Here is a 27,000-nt window from a genome sequence, read left to right as displayed (position 1 = left end):
GTTCTCACCGCCCCGCCCAGCCTCCCACTGACAGACCCGCCTCCCACTGACAGAAAGGGTGAGTGGCTTGCCCCCGCGTCCCTCCCCGCAGAGCACCCCCGACCCGGCCGCCGCCCCGGACCCGGGGGAGTCGGCATCCCCAACCGCAGCCCCGTCCCCGTCCCCGACGACCACCGTCGCGGCGGACGAGCCGGGCCCTCTCCGTGCCATTCCGACCGCCCGCCCGGTCAAGGGCCCCGACGGCAGCCGCCCCCGTTTCAGCGGCGACCAGATCGGCTTCCTGGAGCGGGCCGCGGCGGAGTACGGGGACATCTTCCGCTTCCGCCTGTTCGGCATGCCCGTCATCGTCCTGAACAACCCGGACCACATCCACCGGGTGCTCGTCGGCAACCGGCACAAGTACGACAAGGAAGTGCTGCTCTACAAGCTCGTCCGTCCCGTGCTGCGCAACGGGCTGATCACCAACCCGGGCGGTGAGCTGTACATGCGTCAGCGCCGCATGATGCAGCCCGCGTTCCGCCCGGCCGTGGTCGCCCGGTTCGTCGACGGCATGACGGACGAGACGAACCGCATGCTCGACCGCTGGCGGGACCGGTACCGCCCGGGCCAGGTGGCGGACCTGAGCGCGGAGTTCAGCGAGCTGACGCTGCACATCGTCACCCGCACGCTCTTCAGCGCCCAGGTCGGCGAGACGGCACGCCGCTTCGCCGAGGCGTTCACGGAGACCAACGACATCCTGGGCCGGTTCTTCCGCTTCCCGTTTCCCCCGCTCTCCGTGCCGACTCCGGCGCACCGCCGGCTGCGCCGGGCGATCCGGCGCATGGACGACTGCGTGTCCGCCTTCATCGAACGCGGCAGCACCCCCGCGCACACCGCCGGATCCGGGAAGCCCGGCGACGGCATCGACTTGCTGCACCTGCTCATGAACGCCGTCGACGAACAGGACGGCGGCGGCATGGACTTCGAGCAGTTGCACCACGAGGTGCTCAACATCGTCGTCGGTGCCTACGAGACCACCACCAACGCCATGGCCTGGGCCTTCCAGGTCCTGGCGGAGCACCCGGAGATCGAGGCCCGGCTGCACGAGGAGATCGACACCGTGCTCGGCGGCCGGCCCCCCGGCATGGACGATCTGCGCCGCACGCCGTACGCCCGCAGGGTGGTCGAGGAGACGCTGCGCATGTACTCGCCCGCCTGGCAGTTCATGCGGCGGGCCCGCGAGGAGGACGTCCTCGGCGGCTACCGCATCCCCGCCGGGTCGAACATCTACATCAACAGCTACATCCTGCACCGCCGCCCCGAGTACTGGGAGGATCCGGACGTCTTCGACCCGGACCGCTTCACCCCCGTGCGGTCGAAGGGCCGGAACCGGCACGCGTACATGCCGTTCGGCGCGGGTGAACGCATCTGCATCGGGCAGCACTTCGCCCTGGTGGAGCTCCAGCTCGTGCTGCTGGCCATCGCGCAGCGCCACCGCTTCACGCTGCCGCCGGGCCGGCCGCCGGTCCGGCCGCAACCGCTGACCACCCTGCACCCCGGCGGCGGCGTCCACCTGGAGGTCCGCCCCCGCTCCGGCGCGGTCGGCGGCACCCGGCCCGGACAGGACGGGCAGGACGGGCAGGACGGACGGGACAGCCGGGACGGACAGGCCGGCCAGGCCGGACGGAGGACCGCATGACCACCACCGGAACCGGAACGGGCGGGAACACCGGCGCCGGCAAGGGCAGCGGCACCGAGGCCCCCTCCCCCGCGGCCGGCGCCGGCGCCGCCGCCCCGTCCGCCTCCGACGGCCGCAGGCTCGGCCGCCGCCTCCGGCGCCTCTGCACCCTCCTCGGCCCGATGTACGTCAAGTTCGGGCAGATCCTCTCCACCCGTTCCGACCTCCTCCCCCCGGGCGCCGTCGCGGAGTTGCGCCTCCTGCAGGACGGCGGGCGCGCGATGGGCCCGCGGCGGGTCGTACGGACGCTGGAGAAGGCGTACGGCAAACCGCTCGACCAGGTCTTCTCCTCCTTCGCCCCCGTCCCGGTCGCGAGCGCCTCCATCGCCCAGGTGCACCACGCGACCCTCAGGGACGGGGACGCGGAGGCGGGCGACGCCGGAACCCGCGTCGCGGTCAAGGTGGTCAAGCGCGGCGTGCCGGCCGCCATGCGGCTGCACCTGGCGCTGCTGCGCGGCCTCGTCGGAACCGCTCACGCCCTGCTGCCGCCCCTCCGCCCGCTGCGGATGCCGCGGCGGGTCGCCGAGATCGGCCGGCTGCTCGCGGAGCAGCTCAGCATGGAGACGGAACGCGCCAACATGACGGCCGTCGCGGAGAATTTCGCGGGCCACCCCTTCGTCCGCGTCCCCCGCGCGTACCCGGAGCTCTCCACCGACCGGGTGCTGGTCATGGAGTACGTGGAGGGAATCAGGGGGAGCGACTTCGCGCGGGTGGACGTCCCGCCGAAGGAGCTCGCCCGCCGGCTCCAGGACATCCTGCTGACGATGCTGTACCTCGACGGCGCCTGCCACGGCGATCTGCACCCGGGCAACATCCTGCTCACCCGGGACGGCTGCTTCACCCTGCTCGACTTCGGCATCACCGCGTACTACACCGAGGCCGAGAAGTGGGGTCTGGTCTCCTTCAACAACGCGGCGATCCACCACCGCTGGGACCTGGCGGTCCGCCGCTTCACGGAGTATTTCGTGGAGACGGACACCGGCGCGGAGTCCGCGGAAGCCCTGCTGGCCGACGACGCGTACACCACCGCCCTCAAGGACGTCTTCGTCCACCATTTCAAGACGGCCTCCGACCGCTGGTCGGGCACGGACTTCTTCAAGGACGTCAGCCAGGTGCTGCGCCGGCACGGCGCCGCGTACACGGCCGCCTACACCAAGGGCGAGCTGGCGATGCTCTCGTGCGAGGGCTTCATGGCCCAGATCGATCCGGAGCTCGACATCTGGGAGAACACCCGCCGCTTCGCGGACCGCTACTCGACCTCCCTCGGCGGCGCGGTGAAGGAGCGCTTCGACGCGTACTTCGCGGCGGCCACGCCGAAGTCGCTCGCGATGCGGGACCGCGCCCGGCGGTCACTGGTGGCCGCGACCCATCTCGACCGCTACTTCTTCCCCAGCGCGTACCCCCTGTTCATCGCCGAGGGCAGCGGGGCACGGCTGACGGACATCGACGGCAACGAGTACATCGACCTGGGGGGCGGTGGCGGGCCGGCCGTCCTGGGCCGCGGCCACCCCGTCGTCCAGGAAGCCCTGCGCTCGGCGGCCGCCACGTGCAACATCAACGCACTGGGCCACGAGCCCGAGGTGGCCCTGGCCGAACTCCTGACCGACGCCTTCCCGGGTGCCGACCGGGCGGTCTTCTCGAACTCCGGTACGGAGTCCGCCCTGCACGCCATCCGGCTGTGCCGGGTGCGCCGGCCGGGGGCCCGCCGGATCGCCAAGTTCGAGGGGCACTTCCACGGCTTCTCGGACCAGGCGATGGTGAGTTCCTGGTTCCGGGTGGCGGGGCCGCGGGACATGCCGGAGGCGGTCGCCGGCTGCCCGGGCACCCCCGCGGGCACCGTCCGGGACACGCTCGTGCTCCAGTTCGGCCACCCGCGCAGCCTGGACGTCCTGCGCCGCAACGCCTCCGACGTGGCCGGGGTCCTGGTGGAACCGCTGCCGACGACCGCGGGCGGCATCGACCGGGACTATCTGGCCGCGCTCCGCGAACTCTGCACCGAACTCGGCATCCCGCTGGTCTTCGACGAGGTGGTCTCCGGCTTCCGGGTGGCGTACGGCGGGGTGCAGACGCTCACCGGCATCACCCCGGACCTCACCGTGCTCGGCAAGATCATCGGCGGCGGGCTGCCGTGCGGCGCGCTGGTGGGCACGGCGGAGATGATCGAGTACGGCCGGACGACCGGCGACCCGTTCCGCGACGCCGAGGAACGCGGCTTCCTGGGCGGCACGATGAGCGGCAACCATCTGTCCTGCAGCACGGGCCTCGCCGCCCTCACCCATCTGCGGGACAACCCGGGCGTCTACGCGGAGCTGGAGCGCCGCACGGAGCTGCTGGCCGACGGCATGCGGGCGGTCGCGGACGACCATGGTGTGCCGATGCGGCTGAGGGCCCGTCACTCGGTCTTCTCCCTCGCCTTCACCCACCGGGACCTCCCGTACTTCCGGGACAGCCTCCACGGCGTCGACTTCCGCGCGACGACGGCCCTCGCGTACTGGATGCGGATGTACGGCGTCTACCTGCCGGAACTGCACGCCTTCCTGCTCTCGGCCGCCCACACGGACGAGGACGTGGCGAGCGTGCTCACGAGCTTCGACCGCTCGGTCGGCGAGATGAAGACCGCGGGGCTGTTCGTCACCTGACCGCACGCACCTCCCCGCGCGGGAGCGCCCCTCCCGCGAAGCCCCCGGCCCCGCCCGGCCGCCGCCCCTCCCCCGTTCTCCGCCGCATCCGGAGGAGAACGGGGGAGCGTGCGCGGGCCACCGGACCCCGGGCCGCCGAGAGCCCCGGGCCGCCGAGCCGCGATGCCATACGGCCGTGCTCAGGCGGGCGGCGCGGACGGCCGCCGGGCGACCAGCAGGACGTAGCCGATCTCCGGCAGGTCCCCGAAGCGGGGCAGGGCGTCGGCGGAGTCGAGGAACTCGTTCCCGTCCTCCTCCGCGGCGCCTCCGCCGTCCGCGCCCTCGCCGCCACCGTCCGCGGGACCGCCGTGGCCGCCGGCTCCCGCCAGGATCCGCGCGAAGGCCCGGTAGGTGGGGCGGACGTTCTCGCCGATGTCCGTGAACTCCAGCAGTTCCAGGCCGGCCTGGCGCACGGCGTCCCGGTACTCCTCCGGCCCGGGCAGGCCGGGTGCCTGGAACGCCTGGCACATCTGCTCGACGAACTGCGCGGTCTCACCGTGGACGGGCCGCCGCAGCAGAACGTCCGCGACCACCAGCCGCCCGCCGGGCCGCAGCGTCCGGGCGACGGCGGCGAGTGCCCCGGCCCGGTCGGACATGTGCATGAGCGACTCGATCGCCCAGGCCCCGTGGAAGGAGTCCGCCCCGAAGGGCTCCGTCCCGACCGGCAGCGCCATGGCGTCCGCGTACGCGAAGGACACCCGGCCGGTGAGCCCGGCCTCCGCCGCCCGCGCCCGGGCGAGGGCGATCTCCTCCCGGCTGACGGAGATCCCGACCACCTTCGCCTCGTGGCCGGCGGCGACGCGTAACGCGGGACTGCCCGTGCCGCATCCGACGTCGAGCAGCCGCTGCCCCGGCTCCACGGAGAGGCGGCCGGTGACCAGATCGGTGAGCCGGTCCGTCGCCTCGTCGAGGGAACTGCGGTCGGCGGCGCTCTCCCAGTATCCGGAGTGGATGTTGCCGCCCGCCGCGCCGTCGACGACCTCGGTGTTCTCGTCGTAGAGCCGGCCGACGTCCTCGGACGACGGGGCGGGCTTCCCGGCCGGGCTTTCCTCGTGCATGCGGAACTCCTCATCGTCGGACGGCGCGGAACGCGGCAGATCCTCCATCAGTCCGTGCCTCGGGCCCATGGGCGCATGGGCAGCGTCGAGTGCCGCGGGCGCCGGCCCTTCCGCCCTCTCCGCCCGTCCCGCCGGCCCGAGCCCGGTCTCCCAATGACCCGTTACCGCAGGGCTGTTGACGGAACTGTCATGTACGGGCAATGCTCGCTGCAACGGCTTGCAGCAAGTTCCATCACTGTGCGGTCCCCGCTCACGGCGGGAGCACGGCGGGACCGCCGCGGGCCGTATGAGCAGTGCTCGCCAGAACCCGGAGGCGCGTCAGGGATTCCCGGCGAAGTCGCACGGCGCCGCACCCCTCGGCGTCCGTGCCCGTCAGTCGGTCAAACCGCGGCCACCCCGGGCCGCGGCAGCCCTCCGCCCCCATGGAGCCTGCATGAAACCCACCCCACACCGGCCGCTCGCGCGCGCCCTCGCGGCCGTCGCGGCGGCCGCCGTGCTGCCCGCGCTGCTCGCCGCCGGCCCGGCGGCCGGAAAGACCGCGGCCGGCACCACCACAACCGCCGCCCCCGCGGCCACCACGGCCGCCGCGGAGGACAACACCGCGACGGTCTTCTACTCCACCAGGACGAGGAACTGGCAGGCCTACCACCTCCATTACGCCCCCGACGGCGGCTCCTGGACGACAGCCCCGGGCGAGGTGATGGAGGAGGCCTGCACGGACTGGGTGAAGAAGACCGTCGACCTGGGCAGCGCCTCCGGACTCCGGGCCACGTTCACCGACGGCGCCGGCACCTGGGACAACAACGCGGGCGAGAACTACGACCTGGGTACCGGCGCCATCACGGTCCAGGACGGGACGGTGGCCCACAGCGACCCGTGCGCCGGCACGGACCCGGAACCGGCACCCGGCGACAGCGACGGCGGTGACGACACCGGCGGCACGGCCGGCACCGCCACCGTCTACTACGCCACCTCCCGCACCGGCTGGACCACCGCGAACCTCCACTACCGTCCCGAGGGCGGCGCCTGGACCACCGTCCCCGGCATCGGCATGGAACCGGCCTGCACCGGCTGGATGCGGAAGTCCGTCGACCTCGGCGACGCCCCGAAGCTGCAAGCCGCCTTCAACAACGGCAACGGCGTCTGGGACAACAACAACGGCGCCGACTACACGATCCCCGCCGGCCGGAGCACCGTCGAGAACGGGACCGTCACCGGCGGCGCGAAGGACCCGTGCGCGGCCGAGGACCCGGACACCGAGGCCCCGACGGCCCCCACCGGTGTGTCGGCGGACGCCGACGGCACGTCGGTCGTCCTCACCTGGGAGCCCTCCACCGACGACCGCGCGGTCACCCGCTACCAGGTGACCCGCACCGGCGGCAGCGGGGGCACCCTCGTCGCCGACACCGGCTCCACCGTCTTCTCCGACACGGGCCTGGAGGAGAAGACCGCCTACCGCTACACCGTCCGCGCCGTGGACGCCGCCGGCAACGTCTCCCCCGCCTCGGAGGCCGCCACCGCCACCACCGGCTCGCGGCCGGCCACCCCCGCCGCCGGGAAGCCGCTGGGCACCGACCCGCGCAAGGACCCCGTCTACTTCGTCCTCACCGCGCGCTTCAACGACGGCGACCCGGCGAACAACCGGGGCGGCAGCCAGCACGAGAAGTCGGGCAACGCGGCGAACGACGACCCCATGTTCCGGGGCGACTTCAAGGGCCTCGTCGACAAGCTCGACTACATCAAGGGGCTCGGCTTCTCCGCCGTCTGGATCACCCCGGTCGTGCTGAACCGCTCCGACTACGACTACCACGGCTACCACGGCTGGGACTTCTACCGCGTCGACCCCCGCCTGGAGTCCGCCGGCGCCTCGTACCAGGACCTGATCGACGCCGCCCACGCCAAGGGCATGAAGATCTATCAGGACGTCGTCTACGACCACAGCTCCCGCTGGGGCGCCAAGGGCCTGTTCACGCCCACGGTCTACGGGGTCCGCGACGCCGACTGGAGCTGGTACTACGACGAGCCGGACGACGGCTTCGCGTACGACGGCCTGACCGTGGAACCGAAGTCCGGGAAGTCGTACTACAACGGCGACCTGTGGTCCACCGAGGAGCCCTCCGGCAACACCTGCCTCAACTGGGGCAAGCCCACCGGCGGCACGTCCCCCGAGGGCTACCAGCTCTACAACTGCCAGTGGCCGAGCCCCACATCGGGCATGTTCCCGAAGTCGCTCTACCACAACTGCTGGATCGGGAACTGGGAGGACGAGGACTCCCGCTCCTGCTGGCTCCACGACGACCTCGCCGACTTCAACACCGAGAACGCGCAGGTGCAGAACTATCTGATCGGCGCCTACAACAAGTACGTCGACATGGGCGTGGACGGCTTCCGCGTCGACACCGCAGTGCACATCCCCCGCACCACCTGGAACCGCCGCTTCCTCCCCGCCATCCAGGAGCGGGTGACGGCGAAGCACGGCGCCGAGGCGGCCCGCAACTTCTTCGTCTTCGGCGAGGTCGCCGCCTTCGTCAACGACAAGTGGAACCGCGGCTCGGTCAACCACTCCGCGCAGTTCTACACCTGGAAGGAGCGGAAGGAGTACAGCGCGGACGACGCCGCGGCCGCCCTGGAGATGTACGACTGGGAGCAGGCCCAGGGCCCGGCGAACCAGCCGGTGTCGCGGAACGCCTTCCTCGACGGCAACGCGTATCGCACCCCCGACCGCAGCCGGTTCTCCGGCATGAACGTCATCGACATGCGGATGCACATGAACTTCGGTGACGCCCGCAACGCCTTCCACAACGGCAAGGACAGCGACGACAGCTACAACGACGCCACATACAACGTCGTCTACGTCGACAGCCACGACTACGGCCCCAACAAGAGCAGCGAACGCTACGCGGGCGGCACCGACGCCTGGGCCGAGAACATGGCGCTGATGTGGACCTTCCGCGGCATCCCGACCCTCTATTACGGCTCCGAGGTCGAGTTCCAGAAGGGCCAGAAAATCGACTGCGGGCCCAGCTGCCCGCTGGCGGACACCGGCCGCGCGTACTTCGGCGGCCATCTGGCCGGCGAAGTGAAGGCGTCCGGCTTCGGCACGGTGGAGTCGGCGAGCGGAGAGGTCGCGGACACCCTCGCCCGGCCGCTGGCCCGGCATGTGCAACGCCTCAACCAGATCCGCCGGGCCGTCCCCGCCCTCCAGATGGGCCAGTACTCGACCGAGGGCATCAGCGGGGACATGGCGTTCAAGCGCCGGTACACCGGTGGCGGCACGGACAGCTTCGCGCTGGTCACCGTGACGGACGGGGCCACGTTCAGCGGCATCCCGGACGGCACGTACACCGACGCCGTCACGGGCGACACGCGGCGGGTCACCGACGGAACGCTGACGGTCGGCGCACCCGGCAAGGGCAATCTGCGCGTCTACGTCCTGGACCTCGGCGGCGCGAACGCGGCCCCGGGCAAGGTCGGCGGCGACGGGCCGTATCTGAAGTAGGGCGCGGCGGCGGACCCCGGGGGCGGGGCCGGGGGCCGGGCGGCGGCAGAGCCGTCCGGCCCCAAGGCCCCGTTCCCCCGACCGAGTTACGCACCCCGTGTCACCGTCCGCCCCCACGCCCCACCGGACGGACACAGTGCACCATCTTGCGCGAAAGCGACCAGAAGGAGCACTGATGTACCGCAGCACCGGCCCCTGCCGGACGGCGAGGGGACCGAGGGCGGCCAGGGCGGCCAGGGCGGCCCTGGCCGGCACGGCCGCCCTGACCGCCCTCGCCCTGACGGCGGCCACCGCGTCGGCCCTGGACTCCGGAGGGCGGGGCGCCCGGGACGCCCGGGACGCCCGGGACATCTGGACCGCACAGCACGCACAGCACGGGCAGCACGCACAGCACGCGCAGGAGGCCCGGCACGGGCAGCACGCCCGGCACCCACGGACGGCACAAGGCCGGACGGTGTCGTTCCGCACCCCCCGCGCGGGCGCGTACTTCTACGACTTCCGCGAGAAGCTGGTGGTCTCCGACTACAAGGCCGACGGCTACGGCGCCCGCGCCTATCTGACCTGGGGTTCCCACCGGGCCTCCGTCTACGCCGGCGGGGGCAGGAACTCCACCGACGAGAAGGATCTCAGCATCAAGGAGGGCACCCCGGTGTGGCTCCAGCTCTGCACCACCAAGCGAGGCAAGAACCTCCGCTGCACCAAGACCCGCAAGGGTTACGCCTGACCCGGATCCGCCGCTTCCCCGTGCCGGGCGTTCCCGGGGCGCGGGGCAGGAGCACGCTCAAGCCCTCTGTCCCGCGCCCCGCCGCCCGCAGGGAGCGCGCCCGGGCCGGGCCGCGGGAGCGCCGGGCCCCGGGCGGGCCCGGGTCACGAACTTGCCGGCCCGCTACCGCCCGTAGAGCTTCAGCCCCACATGGTCGACGATCCAGCGGTACGACTCGTTGTCGATCGCGAAGTAGACGCGCCCGACGCGGTCGGGGGTGGTGTGGTCGTCGAGCTTGATGTGCGGCTGCCGGTCGTAGGGCTTCCTCCGCCCCTCGAAGGTGAATTCATGGAGCCTGGCCCTTCTCAGCCCTTCGTCCAGCGGCGCGTACACCAGCGGGGTCTGGTCACCGATCCAGGACACCAGCGACCGGCCCAGGCTCCCCCGCCGCTTCCTCCACTCCCTGGCCAGCTCGGCCAGCGTCTCCAGCGCCTCCCACATGCGGTCCGGATAGGGGTACGAGCACCGGCTCCACTCGTCCCTGGCGTTGGCGGTGAACACCAGCGCCCCGCCGGACACCTCGGTCCACCGCGACCAGTCGGAGCTGAAGTCCCTCGGCTCGCCCGGCGGCCGTTCCCGGACCTCCTCGGGCTCGGCGGCGGGCGTGGACAGCGCTCCCAGCTGCGCGCTCAGGTTGGCGATCTCGATCTGCAGCCGGGCGACCTGGTTCTCCAGCTCCTCGTTCCGCACCAGGAGTCCGACCGACTGCTCCCGCTCGTCGTCCAGGGCCTTGAGCAGACCGCCGACCTGTTCGCTCTCGGTGTCCGCGAGGTCGTCGAGCAGGGCGTCGGTCTCCGCCGCGCGGACGGCGTCCCAGAGCCGGTCCCGCCCCCGGGCGACCACGCTGAGCGGGGAGAGGAGGCGGGTGAGCTTGCCCAGGAGCGCGTCGTGGTCGCCGTAGAGGTCGTCCGCCTCCCACCACGGCGGGCGCGCCTCCATACCGGGCCAGTACAGCCGGGCGCCGTCACGGGGCAGCAGATGCGGGCCGATGTCCGCGTTGAAGGCGTGGAAGGCCAGCCAGCCGGAGACGAGGACCACATGGGCCAGACCGGCGAGGCGGCCGGCGGCCCTGCGGGCGAAGTCCGCGGGCGGACCGACCGTGCGGACCGAGGAGACGACGAGCACCGGGAGACGGCGCCGGGGGTCCCGCAACTGGGCGCGTACGCCGGGGATCTGCGCGGTGAGCGCCGGCAGCACCATGGCCGTGATCCTGTCGCCGCCGTCCGTGCAGCGGAGCGAGCCGTCTTTCATGATCGCCTTGAGGGCCCGGGGCGGTTTCAGGTCCTCCACCCGGGCCGGCGCGAGCAGCCCGTCGTTCTTCCGACCCATCACCACGCGGAAACCGGTGACCGCCCCGTGCTGGGAGGCGGTCAGCCGGCAGAGGAACCGGCCGCCCCCGTGCGGCAGATCCTGCTCGATCTCCATCCGCAGCGCGCGCACGTCCGCCGCCACGGTGACCGGATTCCAGCTCACCCGCTGGTCGGGGCGGCCCTGCCACAGCGCCGCGATGTCGATCGCGCCCTTCTCCGCCATCAGCGCGCCGCCGGTCAGCCCCGTCGTCCTCGGCTCGACATGCTGTTCCATATGCGCCACCAGGCGCCCGAAGGCGCCGGGCCCTCCCCCTCCGAGGCCCTCCGCCGACGGCGCCTCGGACACCCCGGACACCCCAGACGCCACCGGCACCTCGGACACCTCGAAACCGACGACGTACAACTGCTGCATGCGCCTCCCCCTCTTCCACCCGGGTTCTTCCGCGGACGACTGCGACCCGCGTCCGGGTGACGGCACCGGCGACGGCGACGGCGGCCACCGGGGGCAGTCGTCGGCTCATCTCCCTTGTCAGCGGGGTGAGTTACCACCCTCACGGGCCCACGCGCCCGGCGCCGTCCACCAGGGGAAGCGTTCACCCAAGTGAGTGAACGAGAGGCACCTCATCGGATGACCGCATGACCGCAGGAGCGCAGAAGCGGTTCCGTACGGCGTGAACCTCCGGCGCTTCTCCCGTCCCGGCGACCGGGCACCGGGCCGGCTCAGAGCACCGTGGAGCGCGCGACGCGGAAACCGACGTCGTCGGTGCGGAAGGTGGGGTGGCTGCGGCGCCGGACGGAGGCCCGGCAGCTCCAGTGCTCGTCGAACCATCCGCCGCCGCGGAGCACCCGGTAGGGGCCGTAGACCTCGGGATCGTAGAGGTCCCAGCACCAGTCCCAGGTGTTGCCCAGCATGTCGTACAGGCCCCAGGCGTTGGGCCGCTTGCGGCCCGGCTCGTGCATCCGCTCCCCCGAGTTGCCGCGGTGCCAGGCGATCTCGTCGAGCGGTCCGTAGCGCGGGCCGCCGCTTCCGGCGCGGCAGGCGTGCTCCCACTCGGCCTCGGTCGGCAGCCGGTAGCCGTCGGCCGAGGGGTCCCAGTCGGCCTCCCCGGCCGTTTCGGCGCCCGTACCGGTTGCCGCTCCGGCGGCGGGGAGGCGGTACGCGGGCGTCAGCCCCTCGCGCCTGGACAGGGCGTTGCAGAAGCGGACCGCGTCCCACCAGGACACGCTCTCCACGGGCAGCCGCCCGTCGTGCGCCGCACTCGGCCGCTCGCCCGTGACCGATGCGTACGACGCCTGCGTGACCGGGAAGGCCGCCATGCGAAAACACGCGACCTCGATGGTCCAACTGCGTTGCGTCCGCCGGTCCGAGAGCGTCACCCGCCCGGCCGGGACGGTGACCATTTCGCTTCCCCCGTGCACGTCCACGGGAGCCACCCTACCGATCCGTTGGTTTCGCTCAGTGCTCCTTCGGACCGGCGGGCCCGTGCCGGCACCGGCTGTGCGGTGCGTCCGCGTCCGGCCTCCGCGCCCGGCCTCGGCGTCCGGGGCGGAGCGGCCCCCCCGCGGGACGCGCCGGCGCCGTGCGGCGGGGCCGTTCGAACCGGCGGTGCGTCAGCAGCCGCCGCAGCTGTAGAAGGTGACGTCCCAGTGGTTGCTCTCCCGGGCGTAGATGTTGCCCGAGGCGGCCTTGTACTGGGCGGCGCCGTCGGCGCGGTCCCCGATGTAGGTGAAGGTGCCGGTAATGTAGCCCGACAGGCAGGTGGTCGGGTTGAAGTCGAGCTTGTAGCCGTTCCAGTGGCTGTACGTGCCGGAGGCGTGGCCGGTCTCCGTGCCGCCCGTGATCGTCACGGCGCAGCGGCTGGCCGACTTCAGGGTCTCGGCGCCCTGGATCGTCGCCAGGTTGACCTGCTCGAAGGAGGTGCAGGTCGGGTTGTTCCGGTCGCTGCAATTGCCGCTGGAGCGCCAGGAGATCCCGGCGGCGGAGAGCCGCGCGGTGGCCTGGGCGTGGGTGAGCTTGGTGACGGCGGCCGTGGACTCCGCCGCCGGCACCGCCACCGGGGCGGAGACAGGGGCGGACGCGGGCGCTGCGGGGAACGGGGCCGCGGTGGCGGCGCTCTGTGTCCCGATGAGCGTCATCAGGGCGAGTACGGACGCGGCCGTGCCGAGCAGTGCGGGCCTCTTCACTGGTGCTGCCTCCTTGTGGGGGTCGGGGCGGCCGGCATCCGGGATCCGAATCCAAAACCGGCACACCGCATAGTGCCGCACTTGACCGTCCACGGACAGACAGCCGCCCCGGGGAGGTACCGACGCCCGCACCGCCGCCCGTACCCCGTCCCCACAGGCAGCCCAGCCGCCCGGAACTCAGTGCTGCTGCCGGGTGATGTCCAGGCCGCGGGGTATCAGCGCGAAGACCAGCACGGCGACGGCCAGCAGGGTTACGCCGCCGACCAGCCCGATGTGGGTGAAGGATTCGGTGAACGCCTGCTGGGCCCGGGTCGCCAGCTCCGCGCTGCCGATCTGGTGTGCCACCTCCAGCGCTCCGCCGAGCGACTCCTCGGCCGCGTCGACGGCGGCCGCGGCCTGCTCTCCGGCCGCGCCACCGGCCCCCGGCTCGGCCCCTCCGCCGGCTCCGGCGAGATCCGCCGGCTGCTCCAGGCGCAGCCGGTCGCGGTAGACGACGGACGCGACGCTGCCCAGCACCGCGACGCCCAGAACGCTCCCGAGGTCGTAGGCGGTCTCCTCGATCGCGGCGGCGCTTCCGGCCCGGTTCGCGGGACTGCCGGACATGATGATCGCCGACGCGATCGCCAGCGAGCCCGCCCCGGCTCCCTCCAGCGCCAGCGCCACGGCGACCCACTCGTACCCCAGCGGGGCGGGCGCGAGGAACAGCAGCAGCGCACCCACGCCCGCCAGAGCCAGCCCGCCCGCCAGAACGGTGCGGGCGCCGATCCGGACGGCCAGGGCGGGCGCCGCGAACGCGGTCACGGCCGCACCGCCGGCGATCGGCAGCAGATACACCCCGGCCCGCAACGGCGAGTGGCCCTCCACGAGTTGCAGCCACTGGGCGCCGAGCAGCAGCAGGGCGGCCATCGCGAACATCGCCGTCAGCGCGGTCAGCGTCCCGGCCGTGAAAGCCCGGCGGGTGAACAGCCGTACGTCGAGCAGAGGATCGGGACGGCGCCGGCAGCGCAGCGTGAACCAGGTCAGGGCGGCCGCGGCGGCGGTGAACGCCGCCCACGCGCCGGGGTTGGCGAAGCCGTCGTCGGCGTAGTGCTTGGCCATGTCCTTGATCGCCCACACCAGGGAGGCCATCCCCGCGACCGACAGGACGGTGGCGAGCGCGTCCCACCGGCCGGGGTTCGCGGCGCGGGTCTCGGGCAGCAGCCAGAGGCCGAGGAGCAGGCCGGCGGCCATCAGCGGCACGTTCAGCAGGAACGCGGCGTGCCAGGAGAAGTGCTCCAGCAGCAGCCCGCCCACGATCGGCCCGATGGCCGCGCCCATGGACGACACCGCGGCCCAGATGCCCAGCGCCTGCGCCCGCTCGGCCGGATCGGGGAAGAGGGAGCGGACCATCGACAGCGTGGTCGGCATGATCATCGCTCCGCCGAGGCCCAGCAGGGCACGGACCGCGATGACCGTCTCGGGCGTGCCGGCGGCCAGCACCAGCAGCGACGCCGCGCCGAAGACGGCGAAGCCGGAGAGCAGCATCCGCTTGCGGCCCCACCGGTCCGCCAGCGCGCTCATCGACACCAGGAGTCCCGCCAGGATCAGCGAGTACGCGTCCACGATCCACAACTGCTGTGTCGCGGACGGCCGCAGATCCGCCGCGAGCTCCGGCAGCGCGACGTTGAGCACCGTCAGGTCCATGACGACCGCCAGCAGGCTCACCGACAGCACCGCCATGCAGGCCCAGCGCCGGCGCGGCGACAGCTCCGCGACCGGCCCGGGCGGCCCGCTGGGCCCGCTCGGTCCGCTCGGTCCGCTGGGCCCGCCCGGGCCGCCGGCCCCGCCCGGAGCCCCCGGTGCCTCTGCCCGCACGGCCGCGGGCTCCCGCGCCGTCACCGCCGGCCCTCCTCGCCCGTCGGCCCGGCCGTCGCGCCATTCACCGGCCCATCCACCGGCCCATCCACCGGCCCATCCGTCCGGTCGGCCACCGGGCCGGCCAGCAGCCGGCCGGTCACATCGGCCAGGAACGCGCGGTCCAGGGGTTCGTCGTGCAGCATGGCGTGCACGGTCGCGCCGTCGACCAGGACCGCCAGCGCCCGCGCCGTCGCCTCGTCGGTGTAGGCGGAGAGCATGCCGACCAGTCCGTCGAACCACCGCAGGGCCAGCGGCCGCAGTGCCTCGCGCCGGGTGGCGGCCACGTACAGGGCCGCGTCCGCCTGCACCCGGTCCCGGTCGTTCAGGTACGCGTACAGCGCTTCCACCAGAACGGCCGGCGCACCGGCACCGGCCTCCAGCAGCGCGGCGACCTCCCGCAGATCGGCCGCGATCTGCTCCGACAGATGTCCGAGCGCCGCCTCCTCCAGCTCTTGCAGCGAGGAGAAGTAGTACGTCGTCGCGCCGAGCGGTACTCCGGCGCGCTCCGCCACCCTGCGGTGTGTGAGCACGGTGAGGCCGTCCTCCACGATCAGCGCCGCCGCCGCTTCCACCATGGCCCGGCGCCGCCCGGCGGGATCACGCCGCGCTTTCCGTGCGGGCGCGGCGGCGTTCTCCGTGCCGGCTCGGGCTCCGGCGCCACCGTCCGCGCCACCGTCCACGCCGCTGTTCGCATGGCTGTCCGTCCTCACGATCACACCCGCCCGTCTCCGGCACCTGCGTACTGGTACGAGAGTACATGTACAGGTGTACAGTTTTTCTCTCAGCCGTAGACGACCGACCACGGGCGCGGGGACCCGGCAGCGTCCGGTGGGCCGGGAACGCCCGTGCGTCGTGGGGCCGCGGTCTGGTCACGAGCCAGGACTCCGGCCGCGATGTCCGCGAAGCGGCGTGCGGCCGGGTGGGCTCCGCGGCCGGCGGGCCATGCACCGCTGATGCGCAGGGTGAGGGGGCGGTCCGCGAGGGGGCGCCAGGCGACGCGGGGCTCTTTGCGCGCCACCGGCCCCTGGTCGAAGGCGACTCCGTGACCTGCCGTCACCAGGGCGAGCAGGAACTCGGGATTGGAGGCGTGCCGGAGGCGGCCGGGCACGAAGCCCTCGGCGCGGCACACGTCGAGGACGCGGTCGTACCAGCCGGGTGCGTGTGCCCGCGGGAAGAGCACCAGGTCGTGGCCGGAGAGCTCGCCGAGCGTCACCTCGGGCAGCCGGGCCAGCGGCGAGGTGCGCGGTAGGACCACCCCCAGGTCCAGCGCGATCTCGGGGCCGAGCCGCAGGTCGGTCGCGTCCACGGGATGGTGGACGAGTCCGGCGTCCAGGCCGCCGGAGGAGAGCAGCCGCACCTGTTCCTCGGTCGCGACCTCCTGCAGGTCGACGGACAGCTCGGGGAAGTGCTCCGCGCAGGCGGAGAGCAGCGCGGACAGGACCGCGGCCGTGGTATCGGGCGGTACGCCCGCGCGGAGCGTGCCGAGGCCGCCGGCGGCGGCGCGGCGGGCCAGTGCGCGCAGCCTCTCCTCCCGGGCGAGGAGGTCGCACGCCTCGTCCAGCAGTGCCGCCCCGGCGGCGCTCAGCCGGACGCCGCGCTGCGAGCGGTCGAACAGTTCGGCACCGAGCTCCTTCTCCAGCCGGCGGATCGCCTGGCTGAGCGGCGGCTGTGCCATCCCCAGCCGCTCGGCGGCGCGGCTGAAGTGCAGCTCGTCGGCTACGGTGACGAAAAGACGCAGGTGGCGTAAGAGATCCACAGAGGAGGATCGTACGGGAGCCCGCGGGAGGGTGGACCAGCCGGTGGCGGGCGGCAACCGATGACCGGGACCGGCACGGCCGGGACCGGGACCGACCGGCCGATGCGCCAGGGGGACGGAACAGTGCTCGATGAACAAGTGGCCGGTGAGCCCGGGGTCGACGAACGGATCCGGCAGGTTTTCGCCGGGGCCGGCGCCAGGGGCCAGCTGCACGCGATCCCCCTGAACGCGCGCGCGGCGTCCGGCGCGGAGCCGGACGCCGGTGAAGTCGCCATCGGTGCGGACGACCAGGTCGTGATCGCGTCGATCTTCAAGGTGCTGCTGGTGCTGGAGTTCGCCCGGCAGGTCGTCGCCGGCCAGCTGGACCCGAGGGAGCGGGTGCGGGTGTCGGCGGCCGACCGGCTCGGCGGCTGGGGAACCGCCGGCTGTCTGGACGACGTCGATCTGTCTCTGCGCGACCTCGCCCACTTCGCGATGTCGGTCAGCGACAACACGGCGGCCGACCTGCTGCTGGCCCGCGTCGGCCTGGACACCGTACGGCTGCTCGCGCAGGAACTCGGCCTGCGCCGGACCCGGATCGTCGGCGGCCCGCGGGCCCTGCTGGAGTCGATGCTCGCGGAGGTCGGGGCCCGCGACGAGAGAGAATTCGCCGTCCGCTACCCGGCCCTGCCCGAGGAGCGCAAGAGACGGCTGGCCGTGCTGGACCCCCGCCGGACCACGTCCGCCACGCCCCGCGAGATCACGCGGCTGCTCCGGCTCATCTGGACCGACGCCGCCGGACCGCCGGAAGCCTGCGCGCTGGTACGCGACTTGATGAGCCGCCAGGTCTTCCGCCACCGGCTGGTGTCGGGCTTCCCGGACGACGTCACGGTCGCGGCCAAGACCGGGACCCTGCCGGGGCTGCACATGGAGGCGGGCGTCGCCCGCTACCCCGACGGCGCGCTCTACGCGATCACCGTCTTCGCCCGCACGCACGACCTGACCGCCTCCCGCCCCACCGTGGACGCCGCGATAGGCCGCGCGGCCGGAATCGCGGTCGGTTCCCTCCGCGCCCGCGGCCGGTGACCGGGGCACATATGCGTTCGCATATGAGGAGGGCCGAAAACTGGTCTTGGACAGGGGAGTTCACCGCTTGATCTGCTGAGGCCATGCCTCAGAACACACATGTCGCGGACAGTCCGGACGGCCCCTCCGATCGCGGGCTCGACCGTCGTACGGTGCTGCGCGGCGCCGCACTCGGCGCGGCCTCCCCGCTGATCCCGGCCACCGCCGCCGCGGCCACCACGGCCACCACGGCGCCCTCGCCCGCCGGCCGCGGGCGAGGCGGCGACGGAGCCGCCGGCCCGGTGTCGTACCGCTGGCTCGGCACAGCCGGCTGGCGCATCGACGCCGGTGAGCGGACCGTGCTCTTCGACCCGTACCTCACCCGCTTCCCCACCGGTCTGTTCGACGGCGCCTTCGACCTGCGGACCCGGTTGCGGACCCGGCCCGAGGTCGTCGACGCGCACGCGGGCAGCCCCGAACTCGTCCTCGTCAGCCACTCCCACTGGGACCACCTCGCCGACGTGCCCCACATCGCCAGGACCACCGGCGCCCGCGTCGTCGGCACCGAGACCACGTACCACCTGCTGGTAGCCCTGGGCGTCGACGCGGGACAGATCTCCGTGGTCAAGGGCGGCGAGGTACTGGACTTCGCCGGGATCACCGTCGAGGTCGTGCCGAGCCTGCACAGCCGCAACAAGAAGTGCTCCTACTTCGCCCCGGGCACACTGAACGCCCCGCCCACGACGGTCCCGGAAACCATCTCGGACCTGCCGGAAGGCGATACCCTCGCCTTCCTGGTGACGCCCGGGGACGGCAGCCCGTCGGCGTTCCTCATGGGGGCCAGCGACTTCTCCGAGCGGGCGGTGCGGGGGCTGCGCCCCGATCTCGCGATGATCGCCGTCCCTGCCGGCACCGCCACCCACCGGTACGTTCCCCGGCTGCTGCGCGCGCTGGACACCCCGGGCGTCGTCGTCCCCGTCCACTGGGACAACTTCGAGGTGCCGCTGAGCGGTTCCCCGGTACGCGACCCGGCGATGGACCTGGACGCGTTCCTCGCCCAGGTCGGGCAGGCGGCTCCGGCGACCCGGATCGTCATCCCGGACTACCGCACCGTGTACGACGGCGGCATGCACCCCGGAAAGCCCTGAGAAGGGTGTGGTGTGTGCACGGCGAAGCCGCCGGCCGGGAGCCCGGGCCGTGGCGGGGCATTCCCGGCGGACAGCCCGGGGCTCCGGTCTGCGGACGCCGCGGTCATCCCGGAATCAACTCGGTGGCTCCCGGGTGAGCGGCGGCCGGGTCAGAGGATGCGCAGCCGGGTGATGTTGTGCGGCGTGCCGTCGACGATCCTCTTGGAGCTCCACTTCTCCATGCTGTAGGTCTCCCCGTTGGAGACGAACCGGAGGCGGTTGTTGCCGGACGTCACCCGGATCACGCCGCTGTAGTGGACGTCGACGGCACCCGCGTTGGCGAAGCAGACGTCCGACGAGCCGTTGTCGTACGTGATCTTGACGAAGTCCGTCCTGTCCCCGCAGCCCGTCTGGTTGATCGCCATGGCGGTGCTCAGGGGAAGGGCGGCCGTCAGGGCTCCGGTCGCGGCGACTGTCACCAGTACTCGCTTGAGCGAGCGATTCATGCGCTGTACCTCGTTCGGTGTTGTTCGTCGGGTTGTTCGGCCGCACACCGGGGTGTCCGGCGGTTCATCGGGGGGGGCGCGGGCCGGCCGCGCGGCGCGGCCGGGGTCGTCCCCTCACAACCGCCACCACGTGCGCCCCGGCAGGCCGGTTCACACCCGGTCGGCCGGCTGCCCTTTCGTACCGCGGACGGGCACACCCGGCACGCGGCGCGGGCAGTCGGCCGGTGTACGCCCGGTGGTCTCCCCACGGGGCTCTCCGTGATCAGGCGCCACGGCGGCCCCTCGCGTCCACCCCACCGCACCCCGCCATCGGCGGATGTTTCCCCGCCGCTCCCCTTGCGTTGGCCACGCCTGGCTACTCTCCGTCGCCCGGCCCGGCAGCACAGGAGAGGCACATCCATGAGCACCCCGGTTCACCGCACCTCGCCTCCACAGCCCGTGGCTGCTCCGACGGCGGCCCGGCGCCGGGACCGGGGCCGGGCGGGGAGTCCGTCCGGGAACCCGGCGCAGCGTGCCCTCCTCGGGATCCAGTCGAGCGCCGGCAACCGGGCGGCGACGGCGGCGGTGCAGCGCGCCAGGGATACGGCGAACGGGAAGGCACCGGAGAAGGCGGCGGAGAACGGGAACGCGGCGGCCGGACGGCAGAATTACCGTGACCGGATCGCCGCGATCCTCGACCGGGTCAAAAAGAACTTCGAATTCATCGACACCTTCGTCAAGGGCGTCCATGTCCCCGCCAACACGGGCTTCGCCCAGCAGGCCTCCGCCACGGCCAACGAGGGGCTCAAACACTCCGCCGCCTCCTCGGGTACCGCCGCCGTGTCGGAGAACCTCGTCACGGAGACCACCGGCGCCGTGCTCAGTGGCATGGAAGCGGCCAAAGCCAGGAAGGACGCCAAGAAGCACGGGGACGGGGCCGCTTTCCACACCGCGGACAAGAAGTCGACCACCAAGACGGCCGACGCGGTCGTCGGTGCCGCCGGCGCGGGAGCCTACGCCCTGGGCATCGCCAAGGAGCTGACGAAGGTCCAGAAGGCGGCGAACGCCATGGCGGTGACCGAGGCGAGCGGTGTCGGCTCTGGTGCCGTCGGCGCGGTGAAGGGTGTCCGTGCCGCGAGCCGCTTCGGGCTGACGGCCCGCAAATACCATGCCCTGAAAGGGTTGGAAAAGCCCGAGCGCGCCGACGAGGCGGCACTGGCCCGGCTGAACCAGGCCCGGCAGGACGCCGAATGGGCCGCGGCCGAGGCATACGTCGCGCTGGATCTCCAGTGGGACCACGAGGGTGAGGGCCGGCTGGAGCGCGTATCCGGGGCCATCGACGCGGCCTGGGCGGCGATGGGTGAAGCCCGTGACGCCGCCGTCGACCTCCGGCGAGCCGAAGACGCGAACACGATGAACACGGTGCACGCGTACGCGCTCGGCAAGCAGCGCAACAAGATGGGCAAGCAGGCGCTCACCGCCGTGGGCGAGTCCACCAAGGCCGCCGGCGGCGCCGTGACGGCGGTGGCCGCCACGGCGGGAGGGGCCGGGCTGGCGAGCAACCCGGTCGGCTGGGGCCTCGCCGCGGGCGCGGCCGGCCTCATCCTCGGCGTGGCCGCCTACAAGGCGGGCCGCGCGGGCAAGAAGCGCTACGACGGGGCCCGCCACCCCGACCGCTGGGCGGCGGAGGGGCAGACCCCGGCGGAGCCCGCCTCCCGCGAGGACGCGCTGAAGGAGGCCCTGAAGTTCTGGAAGAAGGTGGAGAACGGCGAACGCCAGGCCATGGCGCGCAAGATCTACGGACTGGCGGCGGGTCCCGGCATTCCGGGGAGCGGCAGCACGGCGGCCGAGATGCGGAGTTCGGCCAGGGCCCTCCTCATCGCCCTCAAGGCCGGCCCCGACCACCACCGGCTGAGCCCCGAAGAGTGGGCGGACTCCCTCAACGACCCGGCGAAGAGCGCCGCCTGGCTCAAGGAGATAGCGGAACAGCTGTCCTCGGCGTGAGCGGTGGACGCCACGGTAATCATTCCGGCGGCTCGGGTTGCCTTTCCGCGCCATCAAACAAAAAGTCGCACATATCCTGCAGGTAGACGTACAGTTTCCCTTCCGACCCAAATTCCACACCTGTCAGGTATTCATAGTCCTCAACGTACAGATCACGCGAGGCCAAGACAGAGGCCAGCCCTTCGCGAACCGCCGAAGAGTATGCCTCACTACAGGCGTACAGAGTGGGACGGAGGTATCCGCTGGTATCGTACGCCTCTTCGAAGTTCAGATACACTCTGATGAACTTCTCAAGTTCGGCATTCATATGCAGTCCCGCCGATCACCGGGCGACGTTGTCGATCGCATCCAGGGCATCCGGATCCAGATTCTCCAGTGGGTTCGAGGACGCGTGATCGGCATGTGACTTGAACAAGATCATGGCCCCGGTCAGGTCGATGAACTCGCTTTCCACGACGAACCCCCCGCCCCGCTCGTACATCAACAACAGCGGCTCGAAGGGATCGGGAAGACCGGACAGGTCCGCGTCGCCGCGGGCCCGCAATGCCGCCCAGTGCACGGCCCCTCTACAGGTCTTCTCAATCGACGGCCGACCGATGTTGTCCCGGATGTAGGCATCCAGCTCCGCCTCTACACCGGGATCCACACGCAGTTTCGGATCGAGGCGCAGTGCCGGATCGAGGAAGGGCCACGCGTCCACGACGTCATGCGCCGCAGCCCACAGCGCCATGCGGCGCAGGTACTCCCTCATCAGTGCCGCACGCGATCGCGCATGCACGAACATGGCATCGACGTCCGCCCACTCGATGGCGCGCAGCCGGTCCAGCATCGCCCGCGACGGATCAACGACCACTTCACTCCTCGGTCTCGGACGCCCACCATCCGGTCCACCGGGTCCTCGGCCGGTCGAGCGGCTCACGACCTTTCCCGTCGGGTCGGCGCATCGTACTCACCACAAGCAGGAATCTCTTCCCACTGACCGGACACGTCGATACCGGACCGGCTTTCCCGCTGTTTCCGCCCCGCCTCGTCAAGAGTCCGGTGCACAACACCGTCATGCTGGTACTCATAGGCCTCGGGTCTTCCGTGCTCGCGCATCCGCCTCGCCCCTCCAGCGGACTGCTCCACTTCTCCCCGGCATTCTCACGTCACTTGACCGGCTCACCACGGAGCCGGTTCTGTTCCGTGAAGTGCCGGCCAGGCATCATGGCCGTCTCCGCATACGTGCCGAGAGACGGCGGACATCTGCCGTGAGCGTCGGGCTCAGGTCTCGAACTCGCCGACCCAGGTGCGCCGCAGCAGGTGCTTCGGTAGGTACTCCGACTCCACCTCGATGGGGAAGCCGGCATCGTAGGCAAGGCAGGTGATGGCCAGCGGGCCGAGCGCGACCGCGCCGGAAGTGTCCGACAGCCGTTCCTCATCCGCCGACCAGTACTCCTTGTGCCACTCCAGCGCCTTGGCCAGCTCGATGTTGAACTTGTCGTAGTCCTGCCGGAGATAGCGGTAGAAGAGGTTCAGCGGCGGGTAGAGAATCTTGAGCATCAGCTCGCGGTCGGCCACCCGAAGGCGCTCGGGATCCGTCCCACCTATCGCCGCGACGAGCTTGTCGTCCATGCCGGGCCGCTTGAGCCACCCCGTCTGCAGCGTGTCCACCCAGTCATAGATGTACTCGTCGAACACCGCCCCGGAATCACGGAGAACGGTGATCGGGACCTGGCACAGTGCCGTCATCCGCTCCGTGTCACGACCGATGACGGCCAGCCAGTAGGCCGTGATCCAGGTACCTGCGTCGGTGAAGTACCGTGCGCCCGTCGCCGGAATGGAGCGCACCTTGTGCGCGATACGGCATTCGACCACCGCGTCGGGCTCGGCAGTGGCGGCCGCGAACAGCGCGGAACCCACCTGCATGGCGGCGACCCAGGCTTCCCAGGTCTCCAGCTTCGCCGCGCGCGGATCGAGAAGGCAATGCGCTTCGGCCGAGGTGAGCGCGAGACTCATCGCCCGGTTGAATCCCCCGGGGTCTCCCTCCAGCCCGTCGATGCGCTCCCCGGCCCTCCGGCGGAGCGCGGCGACACCCGCTTCAGCGTTGGCCACCGGAATGATGTGACGGGACACCGTCATGGTCACCGAACCTGCCTCTTGACCGGACCTCCGGTCCTCGTTGTCGCGGTACGGAGCCGCTTCCGTTCCGTGAAGTGCCGGCCGGGCATCATAGCCGTCTCCGCATACGTGCCGAGAGACGGCGGACATCTGCGGGGAGCGTTGGGATCAGGTCTCGAACTCGCCGACCCAGGTTCGTTTGAGCAAATGCTTCGGAAGGTACTCCGACTCCACCTCGATGGGGAAGCCGGCGTCATAGGCCAGGCAGGTCACGGCGAGCGGGCCGAGTGCCACGAGTCCCTCGATGTTCGCCGATCGGTCCTCGTCGGCCGTCCAGTATTCCTTGTGCCATTCCAGCGCCTTGGCCAGTTCGGTGTTGTACGCGTCATAGTCCTGCCGGAGATAGCGGTAGAAGAGGTTGATCGCCGGGTAGAGAACCTTGAGCGTCAACTCACGGTCACCTACGACCAATTGTTCAGGGTCCGTGCCCCGCATGGCCGCGACAAGTTTCTCCTGCATTCCGGGCCGCTGGAGCCAGCCCGTTTGCAGCGTGTCAATCCAGTGGTAGACGTACTCGTCGAACTGCACTTCCGGGCGCCGCAGCAGACCAAGCGGAACATTGCAGAGCGCCGTGACCCGCTTCTGGTCCCGGCCGATGACGGCCAGCCAATAGGCGGCGATCCAGTTGCCCGCATGGGTGTAGTACCGCGGACCCGTCGCAGGAATCGAACGCATCTTGTGCGCGATACGGCACTCCACCGACGACCCCTCGGGAGCGACGGCCGCCGCGAACATCGCAGAACCCACTTGCATCGCCGCGGTCCACGCCTCCCACGTCTCCAACTTCGCGGCACGCGGATCGATCCCACAGCGCACCTGCGCGGCCGTCGTCGCAGAATTCAGTGCACTGTTGAAAGCCGTCGGATACTCTTCCAGATCAGCAATCGCCTCGGCAGCCCCCTCGGTCAGCACCTCAACAGCACGTGCCAGGTTAACGCTGGGAAAATCATGGCGCGGCACAGTCACAGCCACCGGTCGTGCTCCTCAGGGTCGCAGATCGAAATGCTTCATCTGGTAGCCAGCATACTTACCGTCAACCACGTTCGCCTTCACGAGTACGTAATCGACTTTCCCCCGGTCCAAGGCGGCTCGGAGCCTGTTCCCCAGGGCCGCCTCCTCCGGGTACTTCACCGCGTTCTTCTCCAACTGGTCGAGAATGGTCTCGAAGTACTCGCGTGTGCCCTGCATGACGCGACCCCCACCGCTGCCCCAGCGGCTACCGAGCTGAGCTGTGAGGCTCCCCTTGGCCTCCACCACGACGAAGCCGCCGTCGGGGCGCCGCCATATCTGGTCGAAGCGGTTGGCACCACCGGGCCCGTCAAGCCCGCCGAACACCAATCTGGCGCCTTCGAAGTTCTCCGGAATGGCATGGTGCTGGGCAGCCGCCTCCCCCATGTCCTCTGCGGCGCTCAGCATGTCGCCGTGGAGGGGGCTGTGCACATCGTCTGCGGCCGTGACGGCCTGCCGGGTCTCCGGCGTGGAATTCGCCGCGTCTGCGGCCCTTGCATCCGCAAGTTCCTTCTCGGCGCTGTTGTCCCTTGCGACCGCCTCGTCCCGGGCGCGGGCCATGTCGTCGAGGCTGCCGAGATGTTCCGGACTGACTGTTCCCCGTTGCCCCGGAATTGCATCGCCCAGGTACTTCGGAGGCATTGGCGGAGGAACCTCGTGAGCGGCTATCCACTTTGGATTCGCCGGATCGCTGGTGTCCCACCGAAGCTTCGGCACGGGCTGTCCGTCCACCAGGCGTTCAACGTCCCTGCGGTGACCGTTGACCTTGTAGTGGTCGTCGAAGAAGGAGTCGTTCGGGTCGTTGGCCCGGTCGACGTGGTTCCGCATGATCTCTTCGGGCGTCCGCGGCGGGGTGCCGTCGGGTGTGGCGCCGTCGCCGGGTGTTCCGCCACCGGGTGTGCCTGCTCCGTGATCCGGTACAACCGTGCCCGGCGGTATGGCGTCGGCGGAGCCGGAACCCGGGATGCCTTCGGGCGTGCCGCTGTCGCCGAGGGAGCCGGGCCCGGGGCCCTCGGGCAGGTCCCGGCCGCCACGAGGCAGCGTGTCGGTGGCGCCGACGGCGTTTTCACCGAGAGACATGGACGGACCGTCGTTCGGGCTCCCCGGGGTGCCGCCGCTGGGGGTGTCGCCGGATCGGCCTGTCGCGCCGGGAAGGTTGTCGCTGAACCCACCGGGACCGGAGCCGCCGGACCGGGATCCGCCGGGGTTCGCCGTGCTGTCGGGGAGGTTGTCGCCGGTGCGGGCGGTGCCGCCCAAGGCGGTGTCGCCGACGTTCGCGCCGAGCTGGGACGGGGTGCCGCCGCCCACGGTGTTGTCGGTGATGGCGGACGGGTTGCCCGTGTCGCCGAGTTGGGCGACGGCGCCGGGCGGGTTGGTGCGGGCGCCGGCGCCGACCAGTTCCAGCTCCGGATCGGGTACGCGCACGGCCGCCTCGTCCGGGGTGGCCAGGTCCGCCTTGTGCGGCTCCACCTTCACCGGCACGGTGCTCATGTTGCCGTCGGAGAGCTGGAGCTTGCCGTCGGGGTGCAGGACCGAGCCGTCCGGCATCAGGACCGCGCCACCGGGCAGTTCCGACGGCACCCTGGGTGCGGTGCCCTCGGGGACGTGGACGGTGCCGTCCGCGAGCTGCAGCGGGGTGTCGGGGACCTTGATCGTGCCGTCGGGCAGCTCCAGGCGCCCGTCCGGCAGCAGCGTCGCACCGTCCGGGAACGCCGGGACGTCGATCTTGCCGAGGTTGAGGTTCTTCAGCCCCGCCAGCACATCGCCGATCTTCATCGCCTGGCCGGCCTTGCCCACCACCGAGGCAATGTGCGTCATCGGGTCCAGGAACGCCCCCGCCTTCCCCGCCACCGAGGCGACCTTGGCCACCGTGCCGCCCTTGGCAATGTTCCCCGCACCCGTGATCGACGTCAGCACATTGAACGTCACCGCACCTGCCGCGCGGGCCGGGTTCTCACTCCAGGTGTCCCACGCCAGCAACGCCTTCCCCGTCTGCTTCGCGACCTCCTTGGAGTCCTTCATCCACTGCGGCAACGCCGAGTCCGGGATCGCGTAGGCCAGGGGTGAGGTGTACAGGGCGGTGCCGACGACCAGCATGCCCAGGCCCTTCCAGGCATCCTTCATCGCCTCCCAGCCGTCGAACCCGACCAGGGTGCCCAGGCCCTTGATGGTGCCCCACACGCCGTCGACAATCAGGCCGTCCCACACAAAACTCTTGATGTGCTGGTGGACCTCGTACCAGTGGTACTTCTCGTTCTCCGCCGTCCCCCACGGCACCTCGGCGTCCTTCATGTCCTCGGCCGAGAAGCCG

The 27,000-nt window shown here is 71.6% G+C and carries 20 protein-coding genes; 7 read left to right on the top strand and 13 right to left on the bottom strand.

All coding sequences use genetic code 11. The features are described from left to right. Positions 1-67 precede the first annotated feature (67 nt). Both IF83_RS0106830 and IF83_RS0106825 read left to right on the top strand, forming a co-directional pair. Positions 68-1,678 carry a cytochrome P450 gene (locus IF83_RS0106830; protein ID WP_051722516.1) on the top strand — a complete coding sequence of 537 codons (1,611 nt, stop codon included), beginning with the start codon at positions 68-70 and terminating at the stop codon, positions 1,676-1,678. Continuing rightward, positions 1,675-4,356 (top strand): aminotransferase class III-fold pyridoxal phosphate-dependent enzyme, encoded by a 2,682-nt coding sequence (locus IF83_RS0106825; RefSeq protein WP_051722515.1) that lies wholly within the window; start codon positions 1,675-1,677, stop codon positions 4,354-4,356. The genes IF83_RS0106830 and IF83_RS0106825 overlap by 4 nt, the downstream gene beginning before the upstream one ends. Before the next feature lie 179 nt (positions 4,357-4,535). On the opposite strand, the gene IF83_RS0106820 is transcribed toward IF83_RS0106825, so the two are convergent. Further along, positions 4,536-5,453 (bottom strand): SAM-dependent methyltransferase, encoded by a 918-nt coding sequence (locus IF83_RS0106820; RefSeq protein WP_030543140.1) that lies wholly within the window; start codon positions 5,451-5,453, stop codon positions 4,536-4,538. 433 nt (positions 5,454-5,886) lie between these two features. Here IF83_RS0106820 and IF83_RS0106815 point away from each other — a divergent pair, with 433 nt between their 5' ends. Both IF83_RS0106815 and IF83_RS0106810 read left to right on the top strand, forming a co-directional pair. Continuing rightward, positions 5,887-8,952 (top strand): carbohydrate binding domain-containing protein, encoded by a 3,066-nt coding sequence (locus tag IF83_RS0106815; protein WP_030543139.1) that lies wholly within the window; start codon positions 5,887-5,889, stop codon positions 8,950-8,952. A 175-nt stretch (positions 8,953-9,127) separates the two neighbouring features. Beyond that, positions 9,128-9,676: a hypothetical protein gene (locus IF83_RS0106810; RefSeq protein ID WP_030543138.1), complete on the top strand. Its 549-nt coding sequence runs from the start codon at positions 9,128-9,130 to the stop codon at positions 9,674-9,676. A gap of 162 nt (positions 9,677-9,838) precedes the next feature. Here the strand turns inward: IF83_RS0106810 and IF83_RS0106805 are convergent, their stop codons facing one another. The 6 genes from IF83_RS0106805 to IF83_RS0106780 form a co-directional block, all read right to left on the bottom strand. Then, positions 9,839-11,437, bottom strand: coding sequence for a hypothetical protein (locus tag IF83_RS0106805; protein ID WP_030543137.1), 1,599 nt, complete (start codon positions 11,435-11,437; stop codon positions 9,839-9,841). 308 nt (positions 11,438-11,745) lie between these two features. Then, positions 11,746-12,426, bottom strand: a complete 681-nt coding sequence (locus tag IF83_RS0106800; RefSeq protein WP_030543136.1) for a formylglycine-generating enzyme family protein — start codon at positions 12,424-12,426, stop codon at positions 11,746-11,748. 210 nt (positions 12,427-12,636) lie between these two features. Beyond that, the gene (locus IF83_RS0106795; RefSeq protein ID WP_051722540.1) at positions 12,637-13,161 is read right to left on the bottom strand and encodes a hypothetical protein; all 525 of its coding nucleotides are present in this window, start codon (positions 13,159-13,161) and stop codon (positions 12,637-12,639) included. Positions 13,162-13,386: 225 nt separating this feature from the next. Further along, the gene (locus tag IF83_RS0106790) at positions 13,387-14,928 is read right to left on the bottom strand and encodes an MFS transporter (protein ID WP_078843232.1); all 1,542 of its coding nucleotides are present in this window, start codon (positions 14,926-14,928) and stop codon (positions 13,387-13,389) included. A 155-nt stretch (positions 14,929-15,083) separates the two neighbouring features. Next, positions 15,084-15,821, bottom strand: a complete 738-nt coding sequence (locus tag IF83_RS0106785) for a TetR/AcrR family transcriptional regulator (protein ID WP_244176889.1) — start codon at positions 15,819-15,821, stop codon at positions 15,084-15,086. 65 nt (positions 15,822-15,886) lie between these two features. Then, positions 15,887-16,861, bottom strand: coding sequence for a LysR family transcriptional regulator (locus IF83_RS0106780; RefSeq protein ID WP_030543132.1), 975 nt, complete (start codon positions 16,859-16,861; stop codon positions 15,887-15,889). 123 nt (positions 16,862-16,984) lie between these two features. On the opposite strand from IF83_RS0106780, the gene IF83_RS0106775 reads away from it, so the two are divergent. Both IF83_RS0106775 and IF83_RS0106770 read left to right on the top strand, forming a co-directional pair. Then, positions 16,985-17,926, top strand: a complete 942-nt coding sequence (locus tag IF83_RS0106775; protein ID WP_244176887.1) for a serine hydrolase — start codon at positions 16,985-16,987, stop codon at positions 17,924-17,926. Positions 17,927-18,009: 83 nt separating this feature from the next. Beyond that, on the top strand, positions 18,010-19,053 hold the full coding sequence (locus IF83_RS0106770; protein ID WP_078843231.1) for an MBL fold metallo-hydrolase: 1,044 nt from the start codon (positions 18,010-18,012) through the stop codon (positions 19,051-19,053). A gap of 149 nt (positions 19,054-19,202) precedes the next feature. Here the strand turns inward: IF83_RS0106770 and IF83_RS0106765 are convergent, their stop codons facing one another. Continuing rightward, complete coding sequence (locus IF83_RS0106765) at positions 19,203-19,538, bottom strand: beta/gamma crystallin domain-containing protein (RefSeq protein ID WP_078843230.1); 336 nt, start codon at positions 19,536-19,538, stop codon at positions 19,203-19,205. Positions 19,539-19,937: 399 nt separating this feature from the next. Between IF83_RS0106765 and IF83_RS0106760 the strand changes: the two genes are divergently transcribed. Continuing rightward, positions 19,938-21,521, top strand: a complete 1,584-nt coding sequence (locus IF83_RS0106760) for a hypothetical protein (RefSeq protein WP_030543128.1) — start codon at positions 19,938-19,940, stop codon at positions 21,519-21,521. 19 nt (positions 21,522-21,540) lie between these two features. On the opposite strand, the gene IF83_RS0106755 is transcribed toward IF83_RS0106760, so the two are convergent. From IF83_RS0106755 to IF83_RS31065, 5 genes are all read right to left on the bottom strand, one after another. After that, entirely contained in the window at positions 21,541-21,828 is a 288-nt protein-coding gene (locus IF83_RS0106755) for a hypothetical protein (RefSeq protein ID WP_030543127.1), read from the bottom strand. A 15-nt stretch (positions 21,829-21,843) separates the two neighbouring features. Continuing rightward, a complete protein-coding gene (locus IF83_RS0106750; protein WP_078843229.1) occupies positions 21,844-22,374 on the bottom strand; it encodes a hypothetical protein in 531 nt (176 codons plus the stop codon). 410 nt (positions 22,375-22,784) lie between these two features. After that, a complete protein-coding gene (locus IF83_RS0106745; RefSeq protein WP_037678971.1) occupies positions 22,785-23,642 on the bottom strand; it encodes an immunity 49 family protein in 858 nt (285 codons plus the stop codon). A gap of 147 nt (positions 23,643-23,789) precedes the next feature. Beyond that, complete coding sequence (locus IF83_RS0106740) at positions 23,790-24,653, bottom strand: immunity 49 family protein (protein ID WP_030543124.1); 864 nt, start codon at positions 24,651-24,653, stop codon at positions 23,790-23,792. 12 nt (positions 24,654-24,665) lie between these two features. Continuing rightward, positions 24,666-27,000 (bottom strand): hypothetical protein (locus IF83_RS31065; protein ID WP_051722513.1); only part of this gene is annotated, 2,335 nt, incomplete at its 5' end.

It is taken from the genome of Streptomyces albus subsp. albus (assembly GCF_000719865.1).
Classification (GTDB): domain Bacteria; phylum Actinomycetota; class Actinomycetes; order Streptomycetales; family Streptomycetaceae; genus Streptomyces; species Streptomyces albus_E.
The sequence above is the reverse complement of the archived record's forward strand: the minus strand, read 5'-3'. Positions and strand labels throughout refer to the sequence as shown.